We start from the raw sequence: 18,453 nt of genomic DNA, 5'->3' as shown, positions 1-18,453 counted from the left end.
TGACGGGGTGACCGACGAACGCCCGCCCGACCACGTCCTGGCGGCTTTCGGTCTCAAGTACATCGATCCTGAACCTCTCGGCGCCGGCTGGGAAGGTGGCTGGCGCTGCGGTGAGGTCGTGTTGTCGACGATCGCCGACCACGCCCGCGCCGCCTGGTCGGCCAAGGTCCGCGAAACCCTGTTCGTCGACGGGGTCCGACTGGCCAGGCCGGTGCGCTCGACCGACGGCCGCTACGTGGTGGCCGGGTGGCGGGCCGACACCTTCGTCGCCGGAACCCCCGAACCCCGCCACGACGAGGTGGTCTCGGCGGGGGTGCGCCTGCATGAGGCGACCGCGAAACTCGAACGCCCCCGCTTCCTGACCCAGGCCCCGGTGGCGCCGTGGAGCGACGTCGACGTCTTCATCGCCGCCGACCGCGCGGCCTGGGAGGACCGGCCGCTGCAATCGCTGCCGCCGGGGGCGACGGTCGCGCCGGGTTCGGCCGACGGGGAACGCTCGGTGGAGCTGCTCAACCAGCTGGCCGGCCTGCGCAAGCCCACCAAGAGCCCCAGCCAGTTGGTGCACGGCGACCTCTACGGGACCGTGCTGTTCGCCGGGTCGGCCGCACCGGGTATCACCGACATCACGCCGTATTGGCGCCCTGCGCCCTGGGCGGCCGGTGTGGTGGTCGTCGACGCCCTGGCCTGGGGTGAGGCCGACGACGGCCTGATCGAACGGTGGGACGCCCTGCCGGAATGGCCGCAGATGTTGTTGCGGGCGTTGATGTTCCGCCTCGCCGTGCACGCCCTGCATCCGCGGTCGACGGCCGCTGCCTTCCCCGGTCTGGCCCGCACCGCGGCGCTGATCCGGCTGATCCTCTAGCCGAACGAATGCCGGGCGGCGGTCAGGTCGATCCGGCCGTCGCGGGCCAGCAGTCCTTCGGCGCGCAACAGTTTCAGTTGCCGGGTGGCCAGGTGGGCTGCGGGGCGTCCCGAGGCCGTGATCACCCGGTGCCAGGGCAGGTCCGAGGAATCCGTGCGCATGATCCAGCCGACGATGCGGGGGCTGGAAAGCGCTGCAGCCGAGGCGATGTCGCCGTAGGTCGCGACCCGGCCCGGTGGGATGGACGCCACCAGGTGGCGCACCAGTTCCACCTGATCGTCGGTCACCGGGGCCATCGCTAACCCGCTTCGAGCAAGCCCCGGATGATGGCTGCGGTCTCGGCCGGTTTGGCTTGGGCCACCATGTGCAGGCAGTCCAGGTCGACCAGCGTGAAGGCGTCGCCGAGGCGTTCGGACAGCCCGTCGATGAGTTCGGCGCTGACGTACGGCGGTTCGGTCCACGTTGCCCGCACCAGGGTGGTGCGGGTTCCCGGATGCGGCAGGACGATGTCGCGGGCCAGTTCGCTCCAGTACGACATCATCGCCGGCACGCTGATCCGCCAGCCGTAGCGGCCATTGGGTAGCGGGATGAGATGCTCGTCGAGTTCGGCCTCGAGCTGCTCGGGCGGCACGTCCGCCCATGAGCCGCTGAACTTTTCGTTGCGGGCCTCGTCGCGGTCGGTGTAGTCGGGAGAGGCCAGCATCGCGTCGGCGATCTCCGCCATCCACCCGCCGTCCAGGCCGACGGCCGGATCCAGCAGCACCAGCCCGGAGACCAGATCGGGGCAGGCCGCGGCGAGGTTCAGCGCGATCGCACCGCCGAACGAATGCCCGACCACCACCACCGGCCCGTCGGCCTGCTCCTCGATCACCGTCGCCAGCGCGGCTACGTTCGCCTCGATGGTCCACGGTGCCGACCACGGCGAGCGGCCGTGGCCGAGCAGATCGGGTGCCGCCATCGCGACGTCGGGAAGGTGGCCATCGCTGAGCGCCTGCCACCGTCTGCCGTGTCCGGTCAGGCCGTGGATGGCCAGCACCGCGGCGGGTCCGGTCGGTCCGAAGCGGTACAGGTGCAGGTCGTTGCTCACGGCTTCATGCTGCCATCGATTAGGCATTGATCGGCAGTGCCCGAACTTGTCGGACCCCCGTGGTGTCATTCCGGCATGACCACCCCCGACCGCGTGAACTCCGGTTCGCTGGCCGCCCTCACCGAGCCGGACGCCGTGGCGCGGCCGGGGTTGCGCGGCACGGTGCGGATCGTCGGGGGACCGGGCACCGGCAAGAGCAGCCTGTTGGTCGAGGCGGCCGCCGCACATATCGCCGCCGGGACCGACCCGGAATCGGTTCTGCTGCTCACCGGTTCGGGCCGGCTGGCCGCATCGGCCCGCAGCGCCCTGACCGCGGAGCTGCTGCGGGCCTGCTCGGCGCAGCCGTGCCGCGCGGTGGTGCGCGAGCCGCTGGTGCGCTCGGTGCACAGCTACGCGTTCGCGGTCCTGCGGCAGGCAGCCGCCCGCGCCGGTGACCCGCCGCCGCGCCTGGTCACCGGGGCCGAGCAGGACGGCATCATCCGCGAACTGCTCGCCGGTGATCTCGCCGACGGGGACGCATCGGTGTCGGGCTGGCCGGTGCAACTGCGCCCCGCGCTGGGCACGGCCGGATTCGCCACCGAGCTGCGGGACCTGTTGGCCCGCTGCGCCGAGCGAGGGGTGGACCCCTTGCAGTTGCAGCGTCTCGGCCGGCTCTCGGGTCGCCCGGAATGGGCGGCTGCGGGCCGGTTCGCCCAGCAGTACGAGCAGGTGATGCTGCTGCGTGCGGCGGTCGGCACCGCCGCGCCGCAGGCCACCGTGCCCGCGCTGGGGGCTGCCGAGCTCGTCGGCGCCGCGCTGGAGGCGCTGGGTACCGACGCCGAGCTGCTGGCCGCTGAACGCGCGCGGATCCGGCTGCTGCTGGTCGACGACGCCCAGCACCTGGACCCGCAAGCGGCCCGGCTGGTTCGGGTGCTGGCCGCCGGAGCCGAGCTGACGCTGCTCGCCGGTGACCCCAATCAGGCGGTGTTCGGGTTCCGCGGCGCCGACCCGGAGTTGTTGACCGCCAACGACACTCCGGTACTGGAACTGCAACGCTCGCACCGTTGCGCACCCGCGGTGGCCCGGGCGATCAGCGGTATCGCCGCCGGGTTGCCGGGCAGCGGCCCGTGGCGGGCCCTGGACAGTGACGGTGAGGGCGGCTCGGTCACGGTGCAGGTGGCCGCCTCGGTGCACGCCGAATCCGCTGTGATCGCCGACCGGCTGCGCCGCGCGCACCTGATCGAGGGCGTGCCCTGGTCGCAGCTGGCGGTCATCGTGCGATCGGCGTCGGCGGCCGCGTCGCTGACCCGCGCGCTGGCCGGTGCCGGAGTTCCCGTCACCTCCCCCTCGGTGACCGGCCCCATCGCCGACCAGCCGGCCGCCCGCGCACTGCTGACCGTGCTGGCCGCCACCTGCGACGGTCTGGACGGCGAGCAGGCGCTGGCATTGCTGGCCGGCCCGATCGGCCGGGTCGACCCGGTGTCGCTGCGCCAGCTCCGACGGGCCTTGCGGCGCAACGCCGGTGACCCGACCCGCGATGTCGGCGGTCTTCTGGTCGAGGCGCTCACCGGCGGCGCACCGGATCTGCCCGCGACGCTGGCCCGGCCGGTCAACCGGGTTCGTGCGGTCCTGACCGCCGCCGCCAAGGCGCATCGCGGCACCAGCGATCCGCGATACACGCTGTGGCAGGTGTGGGAACGCAGTGGCCTGCAGCGCCGCTGGCTCTCGGTGGCTGAGCGGGGCGGTACCGAGGGGGCGGCCGCCGATCGCAATCTCGCTGTCGTGACGGCGTTGTTCGACCTGGCCGATGACTACGTCTCCCGCACCACCGGCGCCTCGCTGCGCGGTCTGCTCGACCACGTCACCGCACTGCAGCTGCCGCCCGTGGCCGCGGACAGCGCCACCCCGAGCGAGACCGTCGCGGTGCTCAGCCCGCACGCGGCGCTCGAGCGGGATTGGGAACTGGTGGTCATCGCCGGGCTGCAGGATGGATTGTGGCCCAACACCACTCCGCGCGGCGGTGTGCTGGGCACCCAACGGCTGCTCGACGTCCTCGACGGATTGGGTGACGACGTCTCGGTCCGGGCGCCGCTGCTGGCCGAGGAACGCCGCCTCCTGATCGCCGCGATGGGCCGGGCCCGCCGGGGCCTGCTCATCACGGCGGTGGACAGTGCCGAAGGCGACGACGCAGCGCTGCCGTCACCGTTCGTCGACGAGATCGCCCAGTGGTCCACCGGCGAGGACCCGGTGCCCACCCCGGCACCGGTCTGCGCGCCCCCCGTGCTGTCACCGGCGGCGGTGGTGGGCCGGCTGCGGGCGGTGGTGTGCGCCCCCGACGGCGCCGTCGACGAGGACCAGCGCCGCACCGCGGCAACGCAATTGGCCCGGCTGGCCGCCGAAGGTGTGCCAGGTGCGGACCCGGCCCAGTGGTACGGCATGGCCGCGGTCAGCACCGAGCAGCCACTGTGGTCCGGTGACGAGCACACCGTCACGCTGAGCCCGTCGACCCTGCAGACGCTGACCGACTGCCCGCTGCGCTGGCTGGCCGAGCGGCACGGCGCCACCGACCGCCGCGAGCTGCGGTCCACCCTCGGCACGATCGTGCACGCGCTGATCGCCGAGTCCGGGAAGAATGCCCAGCAGTTGATCAGCGAACTGGAAAGGCATTGGGCTGCCTTGCCATTCGATTCGGCGTGGTATGCCGACAACGAACTCGCGCGGCACCGCGCCATGCTGGAGACCTTCGACACCTGGCGGTCGGCCACCCGCCACGAACTGACCGAGGTCGGTACCGAGATCGACGTCGACGGAACGGTCGCCGAGCCGGGTGCCGACGGTCCCGGTGTCCGGGTACGCGGCCGGGTCGATCGGCTCGAGCGCGACCCGGAGGGCCGACTGGTCATCGTCGACGTCAAGACCGGCAAGAGCCCGGTCACCAAGGACGATGCGCAACGCCACGCCCAGCTCGGCTTCTATCAGCTTGCGGTCGCCGAGGGTGTGCTGGGCGAAGACGCCCAACCCGGCGGCGGCCGGCTGGTCTACATCGGAAAGCCCAGCGCCGGCGGCGCCACCGAGCGCGAGCAGTCCGCACTCACCGAGGACAGCCACACCCAGTGGACCCAGAGCGTCCGCGACGCGGCCGCCGCCACCGCCGGACCGCACTTCGTCGCCCGGGTCAACGACGGCTGCTCGCACTGCCCGATGCGGCCGTCCTGCCCCGCCCACACCGCACCCCGCACGGAGGACGGGGCCCCGCCCGGGCCGCTGGTCGTCATCGCCGGGGCCGGGGCCGGCAAGACCGAGACCATGGCCGCGCGCGTGGTGTGGTTGGTGGCCAACGGATTCGCCGATCCCGGCCAAGTGCTGGGCCTGACCTTCACCCGGAAGGCAGCCGGGCAGCTGCTGCGCCGGGTGCGGTCCCGGCTGGCCAGGCTGGCCGGCCACCTGGGTGCGCCAGCCGCCGTCGGCACCCCGACCGTCAGCACCTACCACGCGTTCGCGGGCACGCTGCTGCGCGAGTACGGACTGCTGCTGCCGGTCGAGCCCGACGCCCGGCTGCTCAGCGAAACCGAGATGTGGCAGCTGGCCTACGACGTGGTCCGCTCCCATCCCGGACCGCTGGACACCGACAAGGACCCGGCGCGCGTCACCGAGATGGTGCTGCGGCTCGCCGGTGAACTGGCCGAGCACCTGGTCGACACCGAGCAACTCCGCGACACCCACGTCGAACTGGAACGCCTGGTGCACACCCTGCCCGCCGGCCGCTACCAGCGCGACCGCGGACCCAGCCAGTTCCTGCTCGGCATGCTGGCCACCCAGACCGAGCGTGCCGCCCTGGTGCCGCTGATCGACGCCGTCCATCGCCGGATGCGGGCCGAAAAGGTGATGGACTTTGGGTCCCAGATGTCGGCGGCGGCCCGGTTGGCCGCCGCCTGCCCACAGGTCGGAGCCGAACTGCGCAGCCGTTACCGGGTGGTCCTGCTCGACGAGTACCAGGACACCGGCCACGCCCAGCGGATCGCGCTGTCCTCATTGTTCGGCGGGGGAGCCGACGACGGCCTGGCCCTGACCGCGGTCGGCGACCCGATCCAGTCCATCTACGGCTGGCGCGGGGCGTCGGCCACCAACCTGCCGCGGTTCACCACCGACTTCCCGCTCTCGGACGGCAGCCCGGCCCCGACGCTGGAGTTGCGCACCAGTTGGCGTAATCCGCCGACCACCCTGCACGTCGCCAACGAGGTATCCGCCGAAGCCCGTCGCCGGTCGGTGGCGGTGCGCCCGCTGCAATCCCGCCCCGGTGCGGAGCCGGGCACCGTCACCTGCGCGCTGCTCACCGACGTCGCCACCGAACGGGACTGGGTGGCCGACCACATCGCGCGGCGCTACACGCAGGCCGCCGAGCAGGGCGGCCCGCCGCCGACCGCCGCAGTGCTGGTGCGGCGCAACGCCGATGCCGGCCCGATGGCCGAGGCGCTGACCGCGCGCGGGGTTCCGGTCGAGGTGGTCGGACTGGCCGGCCTGCTGTCCATCCCGGAGGTCGCGGACGTGGTGGCGATGCTGCGGCTGGTCGCTGACCCGGCAGCCGGTGGGGCGGCCATGCGGGTGCTGACCGGTCCACGCTGGCGGCTGGGCGCCCACGACGTCGCCGCGCTGTGGCGTCGCGCCGTCCTCCTCGGCGGGCAGCGGGCCGCGGCAGCCGGCCTGGAGCAGATCATCGCCGCCACCGCACCCGACGCCGATGACGCCAGCCTGGCCGACGCGCTGGCCGATCCCGGCCCGGCGGGCGCCTACTCCGAAGAGGGGTATCGGCGGATCACCGAACTGGCCGACGAATTGGCCCGGCTGCGAACACTATTGAGCCATCCGGTCACCGAACTGGTCGCCGAGGTGCGCCGCACCCTCGGGGTGGATGTCGAGGCCCGCGCGGCCCGGCCGGTGGCCGCAGGCTGGACCGGTGCTGAGCATCTGGACCGGTTCGCCGACGTCGTCGCCGACTACACCCAGCGGCCCGGTATCGGCATCGAGGACCTGCTGGCCTACCTCGACGCTGCGATGACGATCGAGAACGGTTTGGCGCCCGCGGAGGTCAGCGTCGCCACTGACCGGGTGCAGATCCTCACCGTCCATGCCGCCAAGGGATTGGAATGGCAGGTGGTGGCCGTCCCGCACCTGTCGGCCCGGGTGTTCCCGTCCACCGCGTCCAAGCGGACCTGGCTGTCCGACCCCTCCGACCTGCCGCCGCTGCTACGCGGCGACCGCGCCCACGAAGGGCTGCACGGGGTGCCGGTGCTGGACACCGCCACGGTCGCCGACCGAAAAGGGCTGTCCGACAGCATCATTGCCCACCGCGATCAACTGGGTCAGCGTCGCATCGACGAGGAACGCCGGCTGCTGTACGTCGCGATCACCCGCGCCGAGGACACCCTGCTGCTGACCGGTCATCACTGGGGGCTCACCGGGTCCACGCCGCGCGGGCCGTCGGACTTCCTCGTCGAGATCAAGGAGATCATCGACGCCGCCGCCGAGGCCGGCCAGCCGTGCGGCGAGGTCGAGCACTGGGCGCCCGAACCCGCCGACGGTGAACCAAACCCGTTGCAGGGCATCACCCGCGAAGCGGTCTGGCCCGCCGACCCGCTGGGTCGCACCCGACGTGACGTCGAGCGGGGGGCGGCGCTGGTGCAGGCCGCCCTGGCCGGCGGGCTGCCCGAGCACACCGACACCGACCCCGAGGGCTGGGCCGCCGACGTCGACGCACTGCTGGCCGAACGCGCCCGCACCGCCGAGCCGCCGGCGCCCGCCCTGCCCGGTCAGCTGTCGGTCAGCGCGCTGGTCGAACTCGACCGCGACCCGGTGGGGGCGGCCCGGCGGCTGACCCGCCGGCTGCCGTCCCGACCGGATCCGCACGCCATCCTGGGTACCGCCTTCCATGAATGGGTGCAGCGGTTCTACGGCGCCGAGCGGCTCTTCGACCTCGACGACCTGCCCGGCGCGGTCGACGACGGGCCCAGCCAGACTGCTGAACTGGCCGCGCTGCAGGACAGGTTCACTGCTTCCCCGTGGGCGCTGCGCACCCCGGTGGACGTCGAAGTGCCCTTCGAGATGGCCATCGGCGACACCGTGATCCGCGGCCGCATCGACGCCGTCTTCGCGGACCCGGACGGCAGCGTCACCGTGGTCGACTGGAAGACCGGCGAACCGCCCGCCGACGAGCAGGCCCGCAAGCACGCCGCCATCCAGCTCGCGGTCTACCGCCTGGCCTGGGCAGCCCTGACCGGCCAGCCGGAATCCTGCGTGCGCGCGGCCTTCCACTACGTGCGCTCGGGAAAGACCGTCATGCCCGAAAACCTCGCCGGGGCAGACGAATTGGTGGAACTGCTCGCCGCGGCTAGTAGCGGGGAGCGTTGCGCCTGATCGCCAGCGCCTGGGTGATCATCGGCACCTGGAACGGCAGTCGGGCCAGCGCGGCCAGCTTCATCGGCAGCGGCTTGTCCCACCACAGCCGCACCATGTTGATGTTGGCCGGGAACACCGCCAGATACAGCGCGACCGCCGCCAGCGCTCCGGCCCGACGGGTCCGCGGCACCAGCAGCATGGCGCCCACACCGACTTCGGCGACACCGGAGGCATAGGTGTAGAACCGGGGATCGCCCGGCAGTTCGGCGGGCACGATCGTGTCGAACGGCTTGGGCGCGGCGAAGTGGCCGAGGCCGATCGCGATCAGCATCGCCGCCGTGCGGTAGGCGGGCAGCTGGCTGTTGGTGCGTGCGGGTTCCGGTGTCGTCGTCGGCATGGGTACATAATGCTCATGTGGTGGTAGCCGGGCGCAAGGTGATGGAGTCGCGTGGCCAAAGGTAGATTGCGGCGCAGGCTCGAAGCGATCGACGAGAATCTGGCCGCCAAACCGGACAGTGCGCTCGTCGACTACCTGCACATCCCCGAGAAGTTCGTCAGCCCCGGACGGCGCATCGCGCGGCGCCTGCTCTACGCGTTCGGCGCCCTGTTCGCCGCCGTCCTCATCGTCTACCTCGACCGCGACGGCTACCGCGACGTCCGCGACGACCCGCTGACGTTCCTGGACTGCTTCTACTACGCCACGGTGTCACTGTCGACCACCGGCTACGGCGACATCACGCCCTATACCGAGACGGCCCGACTGGTTAACGTCCTGGTCATCACGCCGCTGCGGGTGGCATTCCTGATCGTGTTGGTCGGTACCACCGTGGAAACGCTGACCACGGCGTCGCGGCAGGCTCTCAAGATCCAGCGTTGGAGGAACAGCGTGCGTAACCACACCGTCGTCATCGGCTACGGCACGAAGGGCAGAACCGCGGTGGCCGCGATGATCGGCGACGGCGCCGCGCCCGCCGACATCGTCGTCGTCGACACCGACCAGACCTCACTGGACCGAGCCAACTCGGCCGGTCTCGTCACGGTGCGCGGAGACGCCAACAAATCCGATGTGCTGCGGCTGGCCGGCGCCCAGCACGCGCACTCCATCATCGTGGCCACCAACAGCGATCCCACCGCGGTGCTCGTCACGCTCACTGCGCGGGAACTGGCGCCCAAGGCCAAGATCATCGCCTCGGTGCGCGAGGCCGAGAATCAGCACCTGCTGCGCCAATCCGGGGCGGACTCGGTGGTGGTGTCCTCGGAGACCGCCGGGCGCCTGCTGGGCATCGCCACCAGCACACCCAGCGTTGTCGAGATCATCGAAGACCTGCTGACCCCGGACGCCGGATTCGCCATCGCCGAGCGGGAGGTCGAACCCAAGGAGGTCGGTGGCTCGCCGCGGCACCTGCCCGACATCGTGCTCGGCGTGGTCCGCGACGGAAAGCTGCTGCGGGTCGACGACCCCAACGCAGACGCCCTCGAGAGCACCGACCGCCTGCTCTACGTCCGCAGCACCGGAGAGTGAGCCGGTGACCTTCACCCTGCGCAACATCCCCCTGCTCTCACGCGTCGGTGCCGACCGTGCCGACGCGCTGCGCACCGATCTCGACGCCGCGATCGCCGGCTGGGCCGACGCCCTGCTGCTGCGCGTCGACAACCGCAACCAGGTCCTGATCGCCGACGGCAGCGTGGTGCTCGGCGCCGCCACCGAGGTCGGTGACACCCCTCCGGCCGACGCGGTGTTCCTCGGCCGGGTGGCCGACGGCCGTCACGTGTGGGCGGTGCGCTCGACGCTGCAGGCGCCCGACGGTGTGCAGGCCGAGGTGCTGGATCTGCGCCGCGCCGGGCACGTCTTCGATGACGTCAGCGCCCAATTGGTGGCCTCGGCCACCGCGCTGCTCAACTGGCACGACCAGGCCCGGTTCAGCGCGCTCGACGGCTCGCCGACCAAGCTGGCCAAGGCCGGCTGGTCGCGGGTGAACATGCTCACCGGGAATGAGGAGTTCCCGCGCATCGACCCGGCCATCATCGTGCTGGTGCACGACGGGCACGACCGCGCAGTGCTGGCCCGCCAGACGGTGTGGCCGCCGCGGCTATTCTCCTTGATCGCCGGTTTCGTCGAGGCCGGTGAGTCCTTCGAGTCGTGCGTGGTGCGCGAGGTCGCCGAGGAGATCGGCCTGACCGTGCGCGACCCGCACTACCTGGGCAGCCAGCCGTGGCCGTTCCCGCGCTCGCTGATGGTGGGCTTCCATGCCATCGGCGACCCCGAGCAGGAGTTCACCTTCCACGACGGCGAGATCGCCGAGGCGGCCTGGTTCACCCGCGCCGAAGTCCGCGAGGCACTGGATCAGGGCGACTGGAGCAGCGATTCACAGTCGCGGCTGCTGCTGCCCGGCTCGATCTCGATCGCCCGCGAGATCATCGAGTCCTGGGCCCACGCCTAACTTTCGCCGAAACCGACACATGGGCGCGAAAAGTCGAGTGGATCGCGCCAATTCGTCGATCTCGGCGCGGGCTAGGACGCCAGCTTGGCCTGAACCTCTTTGAGGCTCGGGTTGGTCAGCGCCGAACCGTCGGCGAACTTCACCGTCGGCACGGTCTGGTTGCCGTTGTTGACCGACATCACGTACTGGGCGGCGGCGGGATCCACCTCGATGTCGACCTCGGTGTAGGGGATCCCCGCCGATTTCAGCGCCGTCTTGAGACGACGGCAGTACCCGCACCACACCGTGGTGTACATCGTGAGCTGGGAATCGCTGGCACTCATAAGTGCATCAACCTAGCCGAGGCCCCGTTCATGCCCGCAACCGGCGCGGCGCTCACCGGGAAATGTCGGCGGCCCCTGACAAGATGGACGCCATGCCGGTGACCACAGACCTTCTGGCCGGCCTGGACGAGGAGCAGCGCGAAGCCGTGCTGGCCGCGCGTGGGCCGCTGTGCGTGCTGGCGGGCGCGGGCACCGGCAAGACCCGCACCATCACCCACCGCATCGGGCATCTGGTGTCCAACGGTCACGTCGCGGCCGGGCAGGTGCTGGCGGTGACGTTCACCTCCCGGGCCGCCGGGGAGATGCGGGCCCGGCTGCGCGCCATGGACGCCGCGGGTGGCTCCGGTGCCCCGGTGGGTTCGGTGCAGGCGCTGACGTTCCACGCCGCCGCCCGCCGTCAGCTCCAGTACTTCTGGCCTCGGGTCGTGGGGGATACCGGCTGGCAGCTGCTGGACTCCAAGTTCGCCGTCGTCGCGCAGGCCGCGAACCGCTCCAAACTTCAGGTCAGCACCGACAATGTCCGCGATCTGGCCGGTGAGATCGAATGGGCCAAAGCCTCCCTGATCAGCCCGGAGGCCTACGCCGCCGAGGTGGCCAGGAATGGCCGCGATATCCCGCTGGAAGCCCAGAAGGTGGCGATGGTCTATGCCGCCTACGAGAAGCTGAAAGCCAACCGCGACGGTATCGCCCTGCTGGACTTCGACGACCTGCTGCTGCACACCGCCGGTGCCATCGAGAACGACCCGGCGGTCGCCGAGGAGTTCCGGGACCGCTACCGCTGTTTCGTGGTCGACGAGTACCAGGACGTCACCCCGCTGCAGCAGCGGGTGCTCTCGGCGTGGCTGGGCAACCGCGACGACCTGACCGTCGTCGGCGACGCGAACCAGACCATCTACTCGTTCACCGGGGCTTCCCCGCGCTACCTGCTCGACTTCTCCCGACGTTTTCCGGAGGCCACCGTCGTTCGCCTGGAACGGGACTACCGCTCCACACCGCAGGTGGTGTCACTGGCCAACCGCGTCATCGCCGCGGCCCGCGGCCGGATGGCCGGCAGCAAGCTGCACCTCGTCGGCCAGCGTGATCCCGGCCCGTCACCGACCTTCCACGAATATCCCGACGAGGTCGCCGAGGCTACTGCGGTGGCGCGCTCCATCAAGCAGCTCATCGAATCCGGCACTGCCGCAGCCGAAATCGCGGTCCTCTACCGCATCAACGCCCAATCGGAGGTGTACGAGGAGGCGTTGACCGAGGCCGGTATCCCGTTCCAGGTGCGCGGCGGCGAAGGGTTCTTCAGCCGCCAGGAGATCCGTCAGTCGCTGGTGGCATTGCAGCGCGCGGCCGACCGTGACGTCGACGGAGAGCTGCCCGAGATCGTCCGCGCCGTGCTGGAACCACTCGGGCTGACCGCCGAACCCCCGCCGGGCACCAAGGCCCGCGAACGGTGGGAAGCGTTGGCGGCGTTGGCCGAACTGGTCGACGAGGAGGTCGCGACCCGCCCGACTCTCGACCTGCCCGGTCTGGTCGCCGAGTTGCGGCTGCGTGCCGACGCCCGCCACCCACCGACGGTTCAGGGCGTCACGCTGGCCTCGCTGCACGCCGCCAAAGGCCTGGAGTGGGACGCGGTGTACCTGGTTGGCCTGGCCGACGGCACCCTGCCGATCAGCCACGCGCTGGCCCACGGTCCCGATAGTGAGGCCGTCGAGGAAGAGCGCCGGCTGTTGTACGTCGGAATCACCCGTGCGCGAGTGCATTTGGAGCTCAGCTGGGCGCTGGCCCGCACCCCGGGCGGCAGGCAGGGCCGGCGCCCGTCGCGGTTCCTCAACGGCATCGCCCCGCAGACCCAGGCCGAGCCCACACCGAACAAGCCGCGCCGGCAGCGTGGCGCGACACCCCGCTGCCGGGTGTGCAACGCCGCGCTCACCACCCCACCGGCGATCATGTTGCGCCGCTGCGAAACCTGCTCGGTGGATATCGACGACGAGTTACTGACCCAGCTCAAGGACTGGCGGCTGCGGACCGCCAAAGAGCTGAAAGTGCCTGCCTACGTGGTCTTCACCGACAACACCCTGATCGCCATCGCCGAGTCACTGCCTACCGACGACGCCGCGCTGGTGGCGATTCCGGGCATCGGTGCGCGCAAGCTCGAGCAGTTCGGGGCCGACGTGCTCGATCTGGTGCGCGCCCGCCAGTAGACCTCAGGGGTGGCCGGGGCCGAAGTTCACCGTCCTGGTGGTGGAGTTGGTTCCGTTGTCGGCGACGCCGGGAGTGCCGCCGCCGGTGTAGCTGTTGACGTCGCCGACGCCGAGGCTGGCGGTACCGCCCGGGTTGGAGACCGACGCGCCGCCGGTGTAGCTGGACGCGTCACCCACGCCGAGCGAGGCGCCCGCGCAGGTGGTGGACGGGAAGGCCCCGGCATACGGCGAGGACTCTCCGCACGGGCTGTTCGACGTCGAGCCGCCGGTGTAGCTGGTGGCATCGCCCACGCCGGCAGTCGGCCCGAAGCCCGCTCCGGTCACCGCTCCCGATTCGCCATCGGCCCAGGCTGTCGCGCTGGGAACGACACCGAGCGAGATGGTCGCGAGCGCGACGGCCATCGCACCGGCCCTGATCGTTTGCGTTCTGTTCACTATTGAGCCCCCTCTCGTTCACCTAATGTTCACCAGGCTACGCGCGAGGAGGGCACGTCGAGGGAAGAACGACGTGACTAGGGGAGTTGCGGGGTCAGGCCTTCACCAGTTTCGGTGGCTGCCAGGTGCCGTTGAGCGCATCCGGCTTGGGCCAGTACAGCCGCAGGATCGCCGAGAACGGTCCGGCCGGGGCGGGCAGCCAGTTGGCTTCCTTCTCCGGACCCGGCGACTGGTTCTGCAGGTACAGCGTCAGGCTGCCGTCCGGATTCTTGACCAGGTTGGGCAGCATGGGGGAGTTGATCAGATACCGGTTGATCGGGTTCTCCACCAGCAGGCTTTCCGGCATCTTGTACATCGTCAGCGACCAGAACGCGTTGACCGGCGGCAGCTGGCCGGCCGGGAAGGTCAGCGTGTAGTTGTTGGCGCCGGTCAGCGGCTGCCCGTCGGCGTCGGTGCTGTAGTTGGGGTACATCGCCTCGGCCTTGGTGTTGCCGAAGATGCCCAGCACCGCCCCGGCCATCCGGTACAGGTAGTTGTCCTTCAATTCCTCCTTGGAACCGAACAGGTCACCGGAGGTCACCTGCCCGGTTTCCAGCTTGTCCTTCTTGAAGGTGTTCAGTTCGGTCCAGGCGTCAGCCATCCCGTCGGTGATCGCCGTGCGCATCTCCGGGGTCAGCGTGTCGGCGTTGAACGTGCCGTCCGATCCGATGCCGATGGTGGCGAACCGGTCGCGAATCTCCTTCTCCGACGGCAACACCGGCGCGTAGCGCAGGGTGAAGTTCAGCAACTCGAAGAACTTCGGCGAGGTCTTCTCCTCATCCGGGCTCAGCGGCACCGGGAAGTTGACCGGCGCAGCGGCCGGCGGCGCGGGCTGGTTGAGGAAGGCCGACAACGGCTGCACCGTGTAGCCGGCCTGGATGTTTTTGACGTTCTCGAGGTCGTCGGGACCGAACAGCTGGGTGCGGTAGATGCCCAGCGCGAAGTCGGTGTCGGAGCGGATCACCTCGTTGATGCCCTCGGGCTTGTCGCCCTTCCAGCCCGGCCCGGCCAGCAGGTACTTGCCGCCACTGTTGCCGGTGGTGCGGCTGCCGACGTAAGCGAAGTTGTAGGTGTAGGCGTCGACGAACTGCACCGAGAAGTACCGGTCCTGGCCGATCGGCGGGATGGTCAGTACCAGCGGCTCCGCCCGCAGATCAGCGCCGAGCATCGAGTACGGGGTGTCGGAGTTCGGGGTCTGCACCGCGGTGTCGGCCGGGGTATAGACCCGGGCAATGCTGTGCACCTGGTTCCAGTCGCCCTTGTACTCCGGGCTGTGCGAGTCGACGAAGTAGGAGTACTGGATGCGGTAGCTGTCGACCATCGGGAAGCCGTAGATGTAGGCCTCTTTGGCGATGGCGCGGGCCTGCTCGGGGGTGACGGCGCCAGAGGCGGCGGTGGAACTGGGCGGGGCTGACGAACTCGTCGTCTCCTTGGCCTTGTTGGCCCCGCCGCATCCGGCGGTCAGGGCAACGAGCAGGACGGCGGCAAGTACGGCGCGACACTTCACCGAACAAGGATGCGGTATCCGCATCCTTGTTCGGTGGATTTCATCAGCCGGGTCCGTAATTTCCGGTGCGTGTCGTCGAGTTGGTGCCATTGTTCGTGGTTCCCGGGGTGCCGCCGCCGGTGTAGCTGTTGACGTCGCCGACGCCCTGGGTCGCCGTGCCGCCCGGGTGATTGGCCGTCGAACCGCCGGTGTAGCTCGACGGCCCACCGACGCCCAGCGTCGCGCCGCAGTGGCGCTGGCACAAGCTGTTCGACGTCGAACCGCCGCTGTAGCTGGACGGGCCCCCGACGCCGAGGGTGGGTCCGCCGCCAGCACCGGCGATCGCGCCCGATTCGATCTCGACCGGCGGGCTCCACCCCGCACCGGTCTTGTGGCCGTCCGCCAAGGCGACGGGCGAGGAAATCAGGGCGACCGCCGCGGACAACGCGGTAGCCCCGAGCACCCGGACGAACGGAGTCGTCGTGCGAAAAGCGCTCTGCTTGAGGTCATTTCGTGCTGTCTGTTCCATACCTCAAGCGTGACGGCGGAATTCGCCCGGGTCACGGGACTCATAGAGCACTCACATGTGTGAGTGCTCTAGCGCAGAACTACAGTGCGGCGAGCGCGGCGTCGTAGTTCGGCTCCTGGCCGATCTCCGGCACCAGTTCGGTGTAGGTCACGGTGCCGTCGGCGCCGACCACCACCACGGCGCGGCCCAGCAGGCCGGCCATCGGGCCGTCGGTGATGGTGATGCCGTAGTCCTCACCGAAGCTGCTGCGGAACGCCGATGCGGAGACGACGTTCTCGATGCCCTCGGCACCGCAGAACCGCTTGAGCGCGAAGGGCAGGTCCTTGGACACGTTGACCACCGCGACACCACTGGCGGCGGCGCGCTCGTTGAAGGTCCGCACGCTGGTGGCGCACACCGGGGTATCGACCGACGGGAAGATGTTGAGCACGACGGCCTTACCGCTGTACTGCCCGCTCTCGACGGCGCCGAGGTCGGTTCCGGCCAGGCTGAACTCGGGAGCGGCAGCGCCGACGGCGGGCAGCTCACCAACGGTGTTGATCGGGTTTCCACGCAGGGTTATCTGTGCCATGGGCATTAGTTTGTCAGCTTCGCGGCGCGCGTGGTTGTTCGGGTGACCAAATCGTAAAACCGCAGGTCAGAAAATCGCTTGTGGCGAAATCGTGTTAAGGTCTACCCTCGAAACATCTGCGTTCCGACCGATGGCTCGCAGGCACCGTGATGAGAGAGGAGGGTCCGACGATGAACACCTACACCGGTTCTTGCGGCGTAGCGGGTATGGCGCATCGCACGTGGACCTTCCACGCCATTACGGCTGCCCACGCCGCCGCTGCCCAGCGCAAGCGTCGCGCCAACGCCGCCCCGACCATCGCGTCCGTGGACAGGAGCTTCATCTAGGAAAGCTCCCAGACACAGCCACTGGCCACGGACCCGAAGTCACAGGATCCGTGGCCATAGTTTTTCCACACACTCCCTGGCCGGATCCGAAGAAGAGATACGAAAAGACGACCAGGAAGCAGGTGAACGGACATGTCGACACTGACAGTCCGGAAGGAACAACTGCCGGTGTTGCCGTGCCACGTCGGGGATCCCGACCTGTGGTTCGCTGAGAGCCCCGTGGACCTGGAGCGCGCCAAGGTGCTCTGCGGGGATTGTCCGATCCGGCGGCAGTGCCTTGCTGCCGCGCTGGATCGTGGTGAGCCGTGGGGTGTTTGGGGTGGCGAGATCATCGAGCGCGGCACCGTCGTGGCGCGCAAGCGCCCGCGGGGACGCCCCCGCAAGGATGTGATCGCGGCCTAGGCAGTCGCTGACCCGGACCCGCCTGCCCGGCGGGTTCGGGTCAGAACCCGGGGACCAGTTGCTCGGTGAGCTCTTTGGTCGGTATGTGCGCGTCGAGCTGGGCCGAGATCGCCGTGACCGAGGCGATCACCCGCAGCGGGATCGCCAGCTTGGCCGGCAGGTCCATCGCCCGCGCGGTCTTGATCTGCTCGGCCGACACCGACATGTTGGCCGCCGCCATCTTCTGCAGCCAGCGCCGGGTGTAGTGGAAGACGTCGACCTCCATCGGTTCGACGTACTGGCGCAGCATGTCGTCGATTTCCTTGGCCGAAACCTGCTCACCCTTCTGGATGAAGCCGACCTTCTCCATCGTGGGCAGCAGTTCCTCGTAGTTGCGCTCCCGCGCCAGCCGGATGATCTGGCCGAGTTCGACCGGGATGCCGTCGGGCAGCGGGGCCACCGCGCCGAAGTCGATAACCGCCATCCGGCCGTCGTCGAGCAGCATGAAATTGCCCGGGTGGGCGTCGCCGTGCATCATCCCGACCCGGGCCGGCGCGCCGAGCGTCAGCTCGAGAAGCCTTGTGCCACAGAGGTCGCGCTGATCGACGGTGCCCGAGCGAATGATCTGGGCCATCGGCACACCCTCGACCCATTCGGTGATCATCACCTTGGGTGCGCTGGCCACTACATGCGGAATGATGAAATGCGGGTCGCCGTCGTAGGCCTTGGCGAACGCCCGCTGGTTCTCGGCTTCCAGGCGGTAGTCTAGCTCCATCTCGGTGCGTTCGATGAGTTCGTCGACCACGCCTTGGACGTCGGCGCCGGGGGAGAGCTGCTTGAACACGCTGACCATGCGCTGCATGGTCTTCAGGTCGGCGCGCAGGGCCTCGTCGGCACCCGGGTACTGAATCTTGACGGCGACGTCGCGGCCGTCGTGCCACACCGCCCGGTGCACCTGCCCGATGCTGGCCGAGGCCACCGGCTTGTCGTCGAACGAGGTGAACCGTTCGCGCCACTTGGTACCGAGCTGGCCGTCCAGGACGCGGTGCACCTTGGCCGCCGGCAACGGCGGGGCGTCCTTCTGCAGCTTGGTCAGCGCCTCGCGGTAGGGCTCGCCGAATTGTTCGGGGACGGCGGCCTCCATCACCGACAGCGCCTGACCCACCTTCATGGCGCCGCCCTTGAGCTCACCGAGAACGGTGAACAGCTGGTTGGCCGCCTTCTCCATGAGTTCGGCGTTGACCTCGTCCTTGGACTTGCCGGTTAGCCGTTTTCCGAAGCCCAGGGCGGCCCTGCCCGCAAAGCCGACCGGGATGCTGGCCAGCTTGGCGTTGCGGGCGGCGCGGCCGCGCTTGATGTCTGCCACCACACCATCATCCCCGACGACGCAACGCTGGCAACCACCGATG

Annotated in this window: 16 protein-coding genes; 7 read left to right on the top strand and 9 right to left on the bottom strand. The window is 70.0% G+C overall.

All coding sequences use genetic code 11. From position 1 onward, the window contains the following. Positions 1–7: 7 nt before the first annotated feature. Positions 8–862, top strand: coding sequence for a TIGR02569 family protein (locus BN3385_RS27230; RefSeq protein WP_059021710.1), 855 nt, complete (start codon positions 8–10; stop codon positions 860–862). Here BN3385_RS27230 and BN3385_RS27225 read toward each other — a convergent pair. Continuing rightward, on the bottom strand, positions 859–1,158 hold the full coding sequence (locus tag BN3385_RS27225) for an MGMT family protein (RefSeq protein ID WP_059021708.1): 300 nt from the start codon (positions 1,156–1,158) through the stop codon (positions 859–861). The two genes, BN3385_RS27230 and BN3385_RS27225, sit on opposite strands and share 4 nt — an antisense overlap. Before the next feature lie 2 nt (positions 1,159–1,160). Beyond that, the gene (locus tag BN3385_RS27220) at positions 1,161–1,976 is read right to left on the bottom strand and encodes an alpha/beta fold hydrolase (RefSeq protein ID WP_502688096.1); all 816 of its coding nucleotides are present in this window, start codon (positions 1,974–1,976) and stop codon (positions 1,161–1,163) included. A gap of 48 nt (positions 1,977–2,024) precedes the next feature. Between BN3385_RS27220 and BN3385_RS29155 the strand changes: the two genes are divergently transcribed. After that, positions 2,025–8,339 carry a UvrD-helicase domain-containing protein gene (locus BN3385_RS29155; RefSeq protein WP_082690676.1) on the top strand — a complete coding sequence of 2,105 codons (6,315 nt, stop codon included), beginning with the start codon at positions 2,025–2,027 and terminating at the stop codon, positions 8,337–8,339. On the opposite strand, the gene BN3385_RS27205 is transcribed toward BN3385_RS29155, so the two are convergent. After that, the gene (locus tag BN3385_RS27205) at positions 8,314–8,718 is read right to left on the bottom strand and encodes a DoxX family protein (RefSeq protein WP_059021704.1); all 405 of its coding nucleotides are present in this window, start codon (positions 8,716–8,718) and stop codon (positions 8,314–8,316) included. The two genes, BN3385_RS29155 and BN3385_RS27205, sit on opposite strands and share 26 nt — an antisense overlap. A gap of 51 nt (positions 8,719–8,769) precedes the next feature. Here BN3385_RS27205 and BN3385_RS27200 point away from each other — a divergent pair, with 51 nt between their 5' ends. Both BN3385_RS27200 and nudC read left to right on the top strand, forming a co-directional pair. Next, the gene (locus tag BN3385_RS27200; protein ID WP_059021702.1) at positions 8,770–9,843 is read left to right on the top strand and encodes a potassium channel family protein; all 1,074 of its coding nucleotides are present in this window, start codon (positions 8,770–8,772) and stop codon (positions 9,841–9,843) included. A gap of 4 nt (positions 9,844–9,847) precedes the next feature. Further along, positions 9,848–10,762, top strand: coding sequence for an NAD(+) diphosphatase (nudC, locus tag BN3385_RS27195; protein ID WP_059021700.1), 915 nt, complete (start codon positions 9,848–9,850; stop codon positions 10,760–10,762). Between the two features lie 71 nt (positions 10,763–10,833). On the opposite strand, the gene BN3385_RS27190 is transcribed toward nudC, so the two are convergent. After that, positions 10,834–11,085: a mycoredoxin gene (locus tag BN3385_RS27190; RefSeq protein ID WP_059021699.1), complete on the bottom strand. Its 252-nt coding sequence runs from the start codon at positions 11,083–11,085 to the stop codon at positions 10,834–10,836. A 92-nt stretch (positions 11,086–11,177) separates the two neighbouring features. Here BN3385_RS27190 and BN3385_RS27185 point away from each other — a divergent pair, with 92 nt between their 5' ends. Next, positions 11,178–13,277, top strand: a complete 2,100-nt coding sequence (locus BN3385_RS27185) for an ATP-dependent DNA helicase UvrD2 (protein WP_197415281.1) — start codon at positions 11,178–11,180, stop codon at positions 13,275–13,277. 3 nt (positions 13,278–13,280) lie between these two features. Here the strand turns inward: BN3385_RS27185 and BN3385_RS27180 are convergent, their stop codons facing one another. The 4 genes from BN3385_RS27180 to tpx all read right to left on the bottom strand — a co-directional run bounded on the left by BN3385_RS27180 (position 13,281) and on the right by tpx (position 16,337). Further along, positions 13,281–13,712, bottom strand: a complete 432-nt coding sequence (locus BN3385_RS27180) for a hypothetical protein (protein WP_156432899.1) — start codon at positions 13,710–13,712, stop codon at positions 13,281–13,283. Between the two features lie 94 nt (positions 13,713–13,806). Further along, a complete protein-coding gene (locus tag BN3385_RS27175; protein ID WP_502688095.1) occupies positions 13,807–15,258 on the bottom strand; it encodes a DUF1254 domain-containing protein in 1,452 nt (483 codons plus the stop codon). A gap of 43 nt (positions 15,259–15,301) precedes the next feature. After that, positions 15,302–15,766 (bottom strand): hypothetical protein, encoded by a 465-nt coding sequence (locus BN3385_RS27170; protein WP_156432898.1) that lies wholly within the window; start codon positions 15,764–15,766, stop codon positions 15,302–15,304. A gap of 79 nt (positions 15,767–15,845) precedes the next feature. After that, entirely contained in the window at positions 15,846–16,337 is a 492-nt protein-coding gene (gene tpx, locus BN3385_RS27165; RefSeq protein ID WP_059021691.1) for a thiol peroxidase, read from the bottom strand. A gap of 149 nt (positions 16,338–16,486) precedes the next feature. Between tpx and BN3385_RS27160 the strand changes: the two genes are divergently transcribed. Then, positions 16,487–16,663 carry a hypothetical protein gene (locus BN3385_RS27160; RefSeq protein WP_156432897.1) on the top strand — a complete coding sequence of 59 codons (177 nt, stop codon included), beginning with the start codon at positions 16,487–16,489 and terminating at the stop codon, positions 16,661–16,663. Between the two features lie 132 nt (positions 16,664–16,795). Next, a complete protein-coding gene (locus tag BN3385_RS27155; protein ID WP_059021687.1) occupies positions 16,796–17,065 on the top strand; it encodes a WhiB family transcriptional regulator in 270 nt (89 codons plus the stop codon). A 40-nt stretch (positions 17,066–17,105) separates the two neighbouring features. On the opposite strand, the gene BN3385_RS27150 is transcribed toward BN3385_RS27155, so the two are convergent. Further along, entirely contained in the window at positions 17,106–18,452 is a 1,347-nt protein-coding gene (locus BN3385_RS27150; RefSeq protein WP_082690674.1) for a macrolide-binding ATPase MABP-1, read from the bottom strand. Position 18,453 lies beyond the last annotated feature (1 nt).

Origin of the sequence: Mycobacterium sp. M26, assembly GCF_001494595.1 — a bacterium.
GTDB lineage: Bacteria > Actinomycetota > Actinomycetes > Mycobacteriales > Mycobacteriaceae > Mycobacterium.
The sequence above is the reverse complement of the archived record's forward strand: the minus strand, read 5'-3'. Positions and strand labels throughout refer to the sequence as shown.

Coding starts and splice junctions, on each gene's coding strand:
- BN3385_RS29155 (WP_082690676.1), top strand. CDS start 2,025: ATGACCACCCCCGACCGCGTGAACTCCGGTTCGCTGGCCGCCCTCACC.
- BN3385_RS27160 (WP_156432897.1), top strand. CDS start 16,487: ATGAGAGAGGAGGGTCCGACGATGAACACCTACACCGGTTCTTGCGGC.
- BN3385_RS27225 (WP_059021708.1), bottom strand. CDS start 1,158: ATGGCCCCGGTGACCGACGATCAGGTGGAACTGGTGCGCCACCTGGTG.
- BN3385_RS27220 (WP_502688096.1), bottom strand. CDS start 1,976: ATGCCTAATCGATGGCAGCATGAAGCCGTGAGCAACGACCTGCACCTG.
- BN3385_RS27185 (WP_197415281.1), top strand. CDS start 11,178: ATGCCGGTGACCACAGACCTTCTGGCCGGCCTGGACGAGGAGCAGCGC.
- BN3385_RS27170 (WP_156432898.1), bottom strand. CDS start 15,766: ATGGAACAGACAGCACGAAATGACCTCAAGCAGAGCGCTTTTCGCACG.
- tpx (WP_059021691.1), bottom strand. CDS start 16,337: ATGGCACAGATAACCCTGCGTGGAAACCCGATCAACACCGTTGGTGAG.
- BN3385_RS27205 (WP_059021704.1), bottom strand. CDS start 8,718: ATGCCGACGACGACACCGGAACCCGCACGCACCAACAGCCAGCTGCCC.
- BN3385_RS27155 (WP_059021687.1), top strand. CDS start 16,796: ATGTCGACACTGACAGTCCGGAAGGAACAACTGCCGGTGTTGCCGTGC.
- BN3385_RS27190 (WP_059021699.1), bottom strand. CDS start 11,085: ATGAGTGCCAGCGATTCCCAGCTCACGATGTACACCACGGTGTGGTGC.